We start from the raw sequence: 10,467 nt of genomic DNA on the forward strand, positions 1-10,467 counted from the left end.
ATCAGTTTTTATAATCCTACTTGTAAGCCTACCAATAAGGTGCGCGGGTTAGGGAACGAACCGTAATCAAAGCCGCGGTTAATGGTTCCATCATTAATAAAATCCGGGTCGAAACCTTTGTATTTAGTAATGGTGTACAGGTTTTGGCCGGATAAGTACACCCTCAAACTCCTGATCACTTTGGTACGGTTAAGCAGGTTTGGCGGCAGACTGTAACCCAACTGCGCGGTTTGCAAACGGGCGTATGATCCGCTTTGAATAAACCTGTCCGAGTTGCGGTTATTGGCATTAGGATCACCTATTATCGGGCGCGGCACGTTGGTGTTGGTATTGGTTGGCGTCCAGTAGTTCAGCTCGTCGGTGCTGGCGTTGGTGTACTGACCCGTCATTAATGATTGGTAAACACCATTGGCTATTTTGCTGCCGTAGTTGCCCTGGATAAATATCGAGGCATCAAAGCTTTTATAATTAGCGCTGAAGTTAAAGCCATAATACAATTTAGGAATAGAAGAGCCGAGGTAAACACGATCGTTATCATTGATAATGCCATTGTGATCTGTATCCACAAACTTAACATCGCCGGGAGCGGCACCTGTTTGGGTAGCATGAGCTGCAACATCGGCAGCATCTTTAAAAATGCCTTCGGTTTTAAAAGCATATAGCTGACCAACCTCGCCGCCTACCGCCGTTTTGCTGTACGCGCCATAAATTGGGTTACCGCCGTTACCTAACGAGGTTACTTTGTTTTTAACTGTTGAGGCATTAGCGCTGATGGTATAGTTGAACGGCCCGGTATCCCTGCTGCGGTAAGTCACCGTAAACTCGATACCTTTATTGGTAAACGAAGCCGCATTAACCAGCGGAGTATTGATAGCACCTACCGAGATAGGGATCGGCACAGATAAAAGGATGCCTTTGATCTTGTTAACATAATACTCCGAAGAGAAACTCAACTGATCATGAAACAAACTCAGATCGATACCCACGTTCGTGGTGCGTTTTTGCTCCCATTTATTGGTTTGATCAAACACCTGGGTTTGGGTAGCACCTGATGCAAGCGTATTACCAAATACATAGCTGGCATTAGCGTTTACCACAGCCTGGTATGGGTAAAATGCAAGCGCGTTCACGTTACCCAATGTACCGTAACCGGCTTTTACTTTTAACTGACTGATAGTTTCGGGCAGATGCAGAAATTTTTCTTTGGCGATATTCCAGCCTACCGATACACCGGCGAAATTACCGAAGCGGTTGTACTCGGGTAGTTGCGACGTACCATCGCGGCGGTAGTTGGCAGTTAACAGGTAGCGGTCATCATAATTATAGTTTACACGGCCAAATATCGGCGAGTAAAACTTACGCTCGTTACTGTTACCAAATACTGTTTTATCAGTGGTATTGCTTACGTTATCAAACGAAAACAGGTATGGTTGCGGCAGGTTGTAAGCTATACCTGTAAGGTTATCATTTTTATCTTTTTGATAAGCGGTACCTGCCAGCAACTCTACATGGTGTTTGCTGATATCGAATTTGTAGCTTAAAGTATTTTCGATAAGGGCGGTGTAATAGTTACCCCGCGCGTCGCTATAATAAGCTGATGTGTTGGGGTAAAACCAACCAAGGTCATAGATCGGATCGAAGTAAGTATTTTTAAAATCGTTACGATCATAGCTGGCGTTTAAACGGTATTTCAGGTTTTTGATAAACTCGATCTCCATCCAGGCTGATGCCAGCATGCGGTTACGCTGCCCGGTGCTGTTCAGAATATTATTTACGCCGATGATGTTTAGGGAAATAGCCCTTTGGGTATTTTGATCAACGCCGCCGTAGCCGCCAACACGGTTGGCATCATAAATTGGCATAGTTGGGATAGCTGTAACCAGATCAACTATCTGATTGCCGGTACCATGCAGGTGCGGGTAGGCAAGGTTATTATAATCGCCCTCGGTATAGGCAAACTTACTGCCGAATGATACGATACCCTTTTTACCCTGAATATTACCGCTTAGGTTATAACGGGTATATGACGGACCGGATACTGTTGTACCGGTCTGGTTAAAATAATCGAAAGCTACGTTATAGCTCATATTCTCGTTACCGCCAGATAAGCCCAGGTCATGACTTTGGGTATAACCGGTTCTGAAACCTGATTTTTGCCAGTCGGTATTTACGTTGCTGATGAATTTGCTTGATGATGGATCGTTGCCCGGAGCAAGTGATAAACCGGCATTAGTTTCGGCAGCGTTGGCAATTTGCTGGTAGCCTACCCTATCGGTAACAGATAGCATTTTAGGATTTTTCTGAAAACCGGCGTAACCATTGTAACTGATCCTCATGGCACCGTTCTTACCTTTTTTGGTAGTGATGATCACCACACCGTTGGCACCACGGAAACCATAAATAGCACCCGCCGAAGCATCCTTGATCACCTGCATACTTTCAATATCGGTAGTAGGGAAATCAAAAGGCTCCATAGTAGGCACGCCATCAATAATATAAAGCGGGTTATTGTTAATGAGTGAACTCACGCCACGGATACGAATAGAAACACCCTCGCCCGGTACACCCGAACCGTTTACCTGTACACCAGCCACCTGGCCTTGTAAAGCGCGGGCCACATCGGGCGTTACACGTTTGTTGGCATCTTTAACATTCACCACAGCTACCGAACCAGTCAAATTTTCCTTTTTCTGGCTACCGTAGCCAACTACAATTACCTCGTTCAATGAGTTAGAGGCTGGTTTAAGCTGTACGCTGATCAATGAGCCGCCGTTAACCGGTACTTCCTGCGAGCTATAGCCAATAAACGAGAATACCAGCACTGCATCGGTAGCACTTGCATCCGGAATATTTAAAGTATAGCGGCCCTGTACATCAGTTTGGGTGCTTTCGTTAGTGCCTTTAACTTTTACGGTAACACCCGGTATAGGCAAACCAGCCTCGTCGGTTACTTTACCGTTGATGGTTCCGGGGGCTATGGCTTTTCCTTTTTCGGTAAGGATAACCAGGTTGTTATCACTTAGGGTATAGCTTAGATTGGTTTTATTAAGTACAATGCTCATCACTTCCTCAAGCGATGCATCTTTTGTATTTAAACTGGCGGGCATGTCGTTTTTTAACAACATATCGTCGTTGTACAAAAAGCGGTAATCAGACTTTTTTTCAATTTCCTTAAGCGCTTTTTTTAGCGATACGTTCTGGAAATTAACGTTGATCTTGGTCTGACCATACCCTTTTGAAAACGCCTGCAACGAGGAGACGAGTACCAGGATACAGATAAATTTAAACATAAGAAGTACTTTCAAAAATTGGTTCAGCCGCGGCGGGTTACCGCGGTGTGCATTTTTTTTCATAATTTAGCATTAAGGTTGTTTAACTATTTGGTTTATAGAAGGACTGGTAGTTAAGCTGCACCACATTATAATGGGGGGATGCGGGAACATCTCTCCATTTTTTTATGGCTTGCGGGTTGAATACTTATTTACGCATAGGCTTTTCTGTTTTTTAATAAAGGTTTACTGATCAATAAATTGTTATTTGGTTAGTGCTATCAATTTTATAACGGAACGGGGCCGTGCGCTGCAGGTACAGCAAGGCCTTGTTAATTGGTTCGGTCGCGAATTTGCCGGTAAAGCGAAGTTTTTTTACTTCTTCATTTTCAAAAACAATGCTCACATTGTAGCGGCGCTCCATTTTTTTGGCAATGGTTTCAAAATCCTCGGCATCAAAAGCTAGTTTATTTTCAAGCCACAATGCCTCTGATGGCAGGGTATCTTTTTTGGCCTGATGGATGCGACTCAAGGCTATAAAAGGAGTTTCATCAACAGGGCGCGTAGCTGCAAGGTTATCCCCTCTTTGCGGTGCATCCTGGTTATTGATCACCGTCAGTTTTTCGGACGGGTTGAGGATGATCTTTTTCTCCGGATTTTTTAAAACGGTAAGCTCAATTTTACCACGAACCAGGGCTGCTTCGGATGTTTTATCGTTATCGTATGATCGTACGTTGAATTTGGTACCCAGCACCCTCACGCTGATGGTTTGCGTGGTAACTACAAAAGGGTGCTGTGGATCTTTAACTACATCAAAAAATGCCTCGCCAGAAAGAGAAACCCTGCGTTCCTCGCTACCAAAATCATTAGCATAGGTAAGCTTACTACCCATATTGAGCCAAACATGGCTACCATCGGGCAGTTGAATTTTGCTGATGCCGTTTTTAGGAGCTAAAACTTCGTTGGGTTTGGCGGAGGAAATAGTTTCTTTTCGGGTGAACCAGAAAATGCCAAGCATTAAACAAGCGGCAGCCAGTAATGAGCCGAGTTTAATGATGCGCGCCCTTTTCTGTTTTGTTTTTATGGCGATGATCTGCGCGGCTTCTTCTGCTTCCTGTTCTTCGGCAGCATCGAGCTGGGCATCAAAGGCATCCCATTTGCTTAGCAGCTTTTCATCGTCGGTGTTTTGCTGATTGTTTTTCCAGATCTCTTCCAGCTGATCAACCGGGTACAGATCGGCAGTGCCCTGTTGCTGTAACAGTTGCTCAAGTTCAAGTAACTCTTCGGGCGAAGCTTCACCATTTAACTTTTTGCCAATAAGTATCCAGATGTTATTGATCATTATTTAAGGTTCTATATATAAAGACTGTAAATAATTGGGATACCCTGGTGGTAGGATAAAATATTTTTTCAGGTGACTGCCGCGGGTTTAGCGCAGCGTAACCCGTGGTGTAAAATGACTTGAGTTTATCAACTCAAGTGATGCTTGGGTTAATAACTTAAGCTTTAGCCAAAACCTGCGGCAGATTAGCAGATTGGCAGGTGCTTAAGTTGAAAACTTAAGCACCTGCCAACCACGGGTTACGCTGCGCTAAACCCGCGGCAGATGGTACGCTGCACTAAACCTGCTGTAGATTGGTTCATTGCGTGGCGCTTAAGTTGAAAACTTAAGCTATTACTAACCACAGGTTACGCTACGCTAAACCTGCGGCAGATTGAGCTAAACCCGCGGCAGATGTTGGGGTAGGTTGTTAGACGCATTCAAATACTTCCAAATTGGGATAGCTATTACCGCGCCGGCAACAGGAGCGATAACATAAACCCACAAATGTTCCAAATGTCCGGATACCAAAGCCGGAGCAATTGATCGCGCCGGATTCATGGATGCGCCGCAGATAGGCCCGGCAAACATGGCCTCTAATCCAACTACCGAACCTATAGCAATCCCTGCAAACAGACCTTGTTCTTTACTGCCGTGAGCCACCTGCATAATTACCAGCATTAAAAAGAAGGTAAGCAGTAATTCTAAAACAAAAGATTGCATTGCTGTACCTGCGGGTAACGTAGCCCCCAATAATGAATTTGCCGGAAACAGGAATTTCAAAGTAACACTTGCCAACAACGCCCCCGCCAACTGGCTTGCAATATACCCCGGCAAAAGCCTGGCTTTAAAACGCCCTGCTACCGAAAAAGCGATACTAACAGCCGGGTTCATGTGCGCGCCGGAAACATTACCCAGCGCATAGATCATGCTCATTACAATAAGTCCCCAGGTAATGGCCACGCCAACATGGGTAACCGACCCGCCCGATTGCTGATCGATCACCATGGCACCCGTGCCGCAGAAAACCATGGTAAACGTGCCAATCAATTCGGCAACATATTTTCTCATTTTAAATGAGATTGGGCAAAATCCATTGTGTAAGCTTTGATCAGGTCACGCACACGCCTAAACTCGTCCATGATCTCATCGGGTGTACCTTTCGCCTTGGCAGGATCAGGGAAGTTATAATGGAAACGCTCCACCTTACCCGGAAAAAACGGACAAGCCTCATTAGCGTTATCACAAACGGTGATCACATAATCAAACGGGATCCCGATATACTCATCCACATGGTTTGAGGTATGTGCTGAGATATCGATATGGTCTTCGGCCATCACCTGTATAGCTTTTGGGTTAACACCATGTGTTTCAATCCCTGCGCTATAAATATTTGCATTCCCATTAGCAAAATAACGAAGGTAACCTTCGGCCAGCTGGCTACGGCAACTGTTTCCGGTGCAAAGCACCAATACATTTTTCATGTTTATTTATTTTTTAGTTACAACAACCCGGTTCACAGCACGCGGCCTTTTCTGTTATTGGTTTCGCGGCAAAAACGGTTATGCTGAAAATGCCGGTATCTCCATTTTTGAATTTTTCCAGTTCGGCGGCGTCAAGGTATTTGTTCAGGATATCATCAGGAATTATGATCGCCTTTTCTTTTTGAAGCGTTAGGTTTTCAAAATCTGTATCACCAATAAGTTTTAAATACTCATCCTTTTGGATAGCACCGGCCACACAACCTGCATACATCTCAGCATCGGTACGTAAGGCATCTGGGAGGTTGCCAACCAATACCACATCCGAGATACTGAAATGTCCGCCCGGTTTCAGCACCCGGTAGATCTCCTTAAACACAGCCTGTTTATTGGGTACAAGGTTCAGTACGCAATTGCTCACAATTACATCGGCAACGTTGGCGATAACCGGCATTTTTTCTATATCGCCCTGCCTGAACTCTACATTATTGAAACCAAGTTTTTCCGCATTTGCCCGCGCTTTATCGATCATGGCAGGTGTAAAATCAATACCTATAACCTTACCCGTTTCGCCGGCTTCTGCGCGGGCAATAAAAGCGTCGTTACCCGCACCGCTGCCCAGATCGATAACTACATCACCATTTTTTATTTTGGCGAATTGCGTTGGCAGTCCGCAACCCAAGCCCAGATCAGCATCCGGGTTGTAGCCTTGCATTTGGGTATAATCATCGCTCATGATGTTATAAACCTCGGTCGAGCAGCCGCCTGCGCCACAGCAGGAGGCCTGGTTGGTTTCTTTATCCTGTAAAGCTATATCGCTATATTTTTGCTTTACCAGTTCTTTCAGTTGATCGTCGACTTCTTTATTCATTGTAATATTGCGATTGATTTAAACAAAAAATTTTAGCAGCAGCTATTTATAGTTTTGTAAGACGAAAACAGGCCATTCAATTCGTTTTGCAGGTTTTTCCATGCTATTGGTTCAATACAGTAACACACGCTCACACCTTCTATCGTTCCCTGTATCAATCCGGCATTTTTCAGTTCTTTTAAATGTTGAGATATGGTAGCCTGGGCAAGTCCCAATTCGGTAACCAGTTCTCCGCAGATACAGGCATTGGCTTTGATCAGTTCCTGCAAAATTGCAATACGGGCAGGGTGCGCTATTGCCTTTAATTGCACTGCCAGTTTGTTTTGCTCTTCTGTAAAAATTTCTGATTTGGTAACGCCCATAATTATATCGCAATATTACGATTAATATTTTCCAAAGCAAATGATCTTCAAAAAATAATTACACTAATAATTTATGCTTTTCCCGGCGTTGCCTGTTACAGGTGTTTTTTGAGCCTCTTTTAGCCCGGCGGCCAAAGCTTTAAGCGCATTGCCAATATGGTATTCAACGGTTTTTACAGAGATATCCAGCAAACCGGCCACTTCCCGGTATTTCAGCCCATCCTCTTTTACTAATTTAAAAACCAGGCGACATGGTTCGGATAGTTTACTCAATGTAGTATTGATCAATTTGCTAAGGTCCTCGCAGGCCAGCTTATCCTCGGCAGTTGTTCCCTCATCGGCAATATCGATATTCACCTCATCAATACTTACACTTTTAAGCTGATTTTTGGCCAAACAGGTGAGTGATTTATTTTTAATCGAAGTATAGCAGTAGTAGGTAAAATTGTTGATCTCGGTAAGTGAAGTCCGGCGTGCCCAAAGGTTCATGAAAACATCGTTGGTTACCTCTTCGGCCTGCTCATCGTTTTTTAACAGCGATTTTGCCAGGCTAAATAATTTGTTGTAATACAAAAGGTACAGCCTCTTAAAAGAAGCCCTGCTGCTATTTAAAGCAATATCATTAAGCAGGTAGCGTACTTCGGTATCCAACATTCCTTTAATTGGTTGTGATCAATTTTTCACCGTAACTGCGGGGCAGTTTCGGCGTGTTCAAATTAATATAATTGGCGTTTGGCATTATTCGCGGCAAGGTTACCGGGCTAACTAAAATCTAAGATATGGTATTTTATTTTAATTGTTCAAAAAACAATTAAAATATTTTTTGATGATAAGATTAGAATTGAGCAGAGCGTCTTGCTAAATTGTTTTATTTGATAAAATAGTATCAATACAATAAAAAAGAGATTATATCTACAAAGCGCGGCTTTACTGTAAAAAATCTAAATTTATTTCAAACTGACACAATCCATATTAATTGTCATATAAACAATAATAAAATTTCATTATTCATCTTTTCTTGCAGTTTACTCCAGTTAAATAAAAGTAACCGAACAGTATCTGCATTTATCCTTCAATATACCTCTATTTTAATCGCTGCTTAATCCTTCCTGATGCTTTAACCCCTCCAATAAATATTTTCCTATATTTATATCCAAATTGTATTTAAACTAATGCCTTACAAACCTGGACTTCACATCTTATCCGAATTCACTTCAGCCAAATACAACTTACTGGCATCCAGCGCAGATTGCCGAAAGCTTTTTGACGATTTGGTTAATAACCATGAGTTAACCAAAGTAGGTGAAGTATATCATGATTTCGACGGCGGCGGTTTCACCGCCGTAGTTTGCCTTACCGAATCGCACATGTCAATCCATACCTGGCCCGAGTACGGTACCGCCACTTTTGATGTATTCCTTTCAAATTACCAGCGCGAAAACGACGATAAGGCACGGGCTATTTATAACGGTGTAATGGCATTTTTTGAAGGCACCGAGATACAGGTAAACGAAGTAAAAAGGTAGTATGGCAACTTTAAACCCTAAAGCATTCCCTTTTTCAGATCAGATCATCTGTCCGGGTTGTAAACAAAGTATCACGCTATATGATCATATAGCTGCCGAGGCTGTGGCTTGTCCGTCGTGTTTTACTTATTCTTTATTTAGCGATAGCGGTCACCCCTATGTTAAGGAACGCCTTATCCGCATTGCCAATAAACCTGTTTTGCCTATCGGTACCACGGCTACATTGAGGGATATTGAGTATAAGGTAATTGCCTATATCGAAAAAAAGGAAGCTGCCTATACGCAATACAAATGGCGCGAGTACATGCTTTACAATTATGCCAAAGGCTACGCTTTTTTGGCTGAGTTTGATGGGCACTGGACGCTAATAGCGGGTAAAAGTTTTTACCCCGAGCTTGAAAAAGCTAAAAAAAGCTTTAGCAATACTGCCTTGTACAATGAGATGGAATTTAACCTTTTCAACTCGTACCGGCCGATAATTGATTCGATGATAGGCGAGTTTGACTGGGATATCCGCAGCGAGCGGATCAAAGCGCAGGAATACATCAGGCCACCTTTTTTGCTCACCATGGAACAAAACCTGAGCACACAACAGGAAGACTGGTACCTTGGCGAATACATTGAGGTTGCCGAAATAGCCGAGGCGTTCAAGATCCCGGCGGGCAATTTCCCATCTAAGGAAGGCATAGGCGCAAACGAGCCTTCAAAACACCGCACACGCTGGAACGGTGCTTTAACCATAAGCGGCTTTGCCATTATCGCTTTTTTACTGGTACAATTGCTGGTAGGCTGGCTACGCCCCGAAACCGTTTTGCTTGAACATACTTACGCGCTCGATCTGCCCCCCAAACCAGTTGACACCACATTAAAGAAAAGCGTAATGGTTACCGGCAATCATAAAACAACCGATAGCACGGCCACTTCAATAGGCAATATTTTGCAGGATAGTGCCACAGCCATTAATTCGGTTAATGAAGATGTTGTAGGCAATTTTGAATTTAAATCGTTTAAAACGCCAACTTTCACTATCCCGGATGGGCCTGTACCGCTGGAAGTGGAGCTATCATCGCCATTGGATAATAACTGGCTTTCAACTACTATCGAATTGGTGAGTGAAAAAGATAACCAAACCTGGAGCCTTACAAAGAACATCGAATATTATCATGGTTATGAGGATGGAGAAAACTGGTCGGAAGGAGGTACGCACGAAACGGTGTTACTTTCAGAAATTCCGCCGGGCAAGTATCATATTAATATGTATCCATATTCGGGTACACGGTTATTAAACTCGCTTGATGTTAAGGTTACCGAGGCGGTCACTTTATGGCGTAATATACTGGTTACCTTATTGATACTTTGCCTGTACCCGCTGTATTGCTGGTACCGTGCGCGCCGCTTTGAAGTTAGCCGCTGGATGAACAGCGATTTTTCCCCTTACCAAACAGACGACGACGAATGAAACAGATCAGATCAAACATAGCATACTTCGCAGTAGCATCGGCGGTAGTACTGTATTTTACTTACGATGCCTTTAACGGCATAGCCTTTTGGCAAAGCAACACAGTTGAGCGCAACGCTGGCTACCACGGCACGGTAGCACATTCGGGCTACGGGGCAAGATTTTATCATAAATAATA

General features: G+C 43.6%; 10 protein-coding genes. 3 read left to right on the forward strand and 7 right to left on the reverse strand.

What is annotated here, in order from left to right; translation table 11 throughout:
* Nucleotides 1-8: 8 nt before the first annotated feature.
* The 7 genes from AAFN85_RS29515 to AAFN85_RS29545 all read right to left on the reverse strand — a co-directional run bounded on the left by AAFN85_RS29515 (nucleotide 9) and on the right by AAFN85_RS29545 (nucleotide 7,958).
* Nucleotides 9-3,353, reverse strand: coding sequence for a TonB-dependent receptor (locus AAFN85_RS29515; protein ID WP_347531567.1), 3,345 nt, complete (start codon nucleotides 3,351-3,353; stop codon nucleotides 9-11).
* 169 nt (nucleotides 3,354-3,522) lie between these two features.
* Nucleotides 3,523-4,611, reverse strand: coding sequence for a FecR family protein (locus AAFN85_RS29520; RefSeq protein WP_347531568.1), 1,089 nt, complete (start codon nucleotides 4,609-4,611; stop codon nucleotides 3,523-3,525).
* A gap of 378 nt (nucleotides 4,612-4,989) precedes the next feature.
* Nucleotides 4,990-5,661 carry an aquaporin gene (locus AAFN85_RS29525; RefSeq protein WP_347531569.1) on the reverse strand — a complete coding sequence of 224 codons (672 nt, stop codon included), beginning with the start codon at nucleotides 5,659-5,661 and terminating at the stop codon, nucleotides 4,990-4,992.
* Nucleotides 5,658-6,074 carry an arsenate reductase ArsC gene (locus AAFN85_RS29530; RefSeq protein WP_347531570.1) on the reverse strand — a complete coding sequence of 139 codons (417 nt, stop codon included), beginning with the start codon at nucleotides 6,072-6,074 and terminating at the stop codon, nucleotides 5,658-5,660. The genes AAFN85_RS29525 and AAFN85_RS29530 overlap by 4 nt, the downstream gene beginning before the upstream one ends.
* Nucleotides 6,075-6,087: 13 nt before the next feature.
* Nucleotides 6,088-6,942, reverse strand: coding sequence for an arsenite methyltransferase (locus AAFN85_RS29535; protein WP_347531571.1), 855 nt, complete (start codon nucleotides 6,940-6,942; stop codon nucleotides 6,088-6,090).
* 32 nt (nucleotides 6,943-6,974) lie between these two features.
* On the reverse strand, nucleotides 6,975-7,304 hold the full coding sequence (locus tag AAFN85_RS29540) for a metalloregulator ArsR/SmtB family transcription factor (protein WP_347531572.1): 330 nt from the start codon (nucleotides 7,302-7,304) through the stop codon (nucleotides 6,975-6,977).
* Nucleotides 7,305-7,367: 63 nt separating this feature from the next.
* Complete coding sequence (locus AAFN85_RS29545; RefSeq protein WP_347531573.1) at nucleotides 7,368-7,958, reverse strand: RNA polymerase sigma-70 factor; 591 nt, start codon at nucleotides 7,956-7,958, stop codon at nucleotides 7,368-7,370.
* Between the two features lie 518 nt (nucleotides 7,959-8,476).
* Between AAFN85_RS29545 and AAFN85_RS29550 the strand changes: the two genes are divergently transcribed.
* From AAFN85_RS29550 to AAFN85_RS29560, 3 genes are read left to right on the forward strand one after another with little or no spacing between them, the layout of a single operon-like run.
* Nucleotides 8,477-8,830: an S-adenosylmethionine decarboxylase gene (locus tag AAFN85_RS29550; RefSeq protein WP_347531574.1), complete on the forward strand. Its 354-nt coding sequence runs from the start codon at nucleotides 8,477-8,479 to the stop codon at nucleotides 8,828-8,830.
* 1 nt (nucleotide 8,831) lies between these two features.
* Nucleotides 8,832-10,289 (forward strand): DUF4178 domain-containing protein, encoded by a 1,458-nt coding sequence (locus tag AAFN85_RS29555; RefSeq protein ID WP_347531575.1) that lies wholly within the window; start codon nucleotides 8,832-8,834, stop codon nucleotides 10,287-10,289.
* Nucleotides 10,286-10,465, forward strand: a complete 180-nt coding sequence (locus AAFN85_RS29560; RefSeq protein ID WP_347531576.1) for a hypothetical protein — start codon at nucleotides 10,286-10,288, stop codon at nucleotides 10,463-10,465. Before AAFN85_RS29555 ends, AAFN85_RS29560 begins: the two co-directional genes overlap by 4 nt.
* The last annotated feature ends 2 nt before the right edge of the window (nucleotides 10,466-10,467 follow it).

The sequence above is a fragment of the Mucilaginibacter sp. CAU 1740 genome, assembly GCF_039839285.1.
Lineage (GTDB): Bacteria > Bacteroidota > Bacteroidia > Sphingobacteriales > Sphingobacteriaceae > Mucilaginibacter.

Coding starts and splice junctions, on each gene's coding strand:
- AAFN85_RS29515 (WP_347531567.1), bottom strand. CDS start 3,353: ATGAAAAAAAATGCACACCGCGGTAACCCGCCGCGGCTGAACCAATTT.
- AAFN85_RS29520 (WP_347531568.1), bottom strand. CDS start 4,611: ATGATCAATAACATCTGGATACTTATTGGCAAAAAGTTAAATGGTGAA.
- AAFN85_RS29525 (WP_347531569.1), bottom strand. CDS start 5,661: ATGAGAAAATATGTTGCCGAATTGATTGGCACGTTTACCATGGTTTTC.
- AAFN85_RS29530 (WP_347531570.1), bottom strand. CDS start 6,074: ATGAAAAATGTATTGGTGCTTTGCACCGGAAACAGTTGCCGTAGCCAG.
- AAFN85_RS29535 (WP_347531571.1), bottom strand. CDS start 6,942: ATGAATAAAGAAGTCGACGATCAACTGAAAGAACTGGTAAAGCAAAAA.
- AAFN85_RS29540 (WP_347531572.1), bottom strand. CDS start 7,304: ATGGGCGTTACCAAATCAGAAATTTTTACAGAAGAGCAAAACAAACTG.
- AAFN85_RS29545 (WP_347531573.1), bottom strand. CDS start 7,958: ATGTTGGATACCGAAGTACGCTACCTGCTTAATGATATTGCTTTAAAT.
- AAFN85_RS29550 (WP_347531574.1), top strand. CDS start 8,477: ATGCCTTACAAACCTGGACTTCACATCTTATCCGAATTCACTTCAGCC.
- AAFN85_RS29555 (WP_347531575.1), top strand. CDS start 8,832: ATGGCAACTTTAAACCCTAAAGCATTCCCTTTTTCAGATCAGATCATC.
- AAFN85_RS29560 (WP_347531576.1), top strand. CDS start 10,286: ATGAAACAGATCAGATCAAACATAGCATACTTCGCAGTAGCATCGGCG.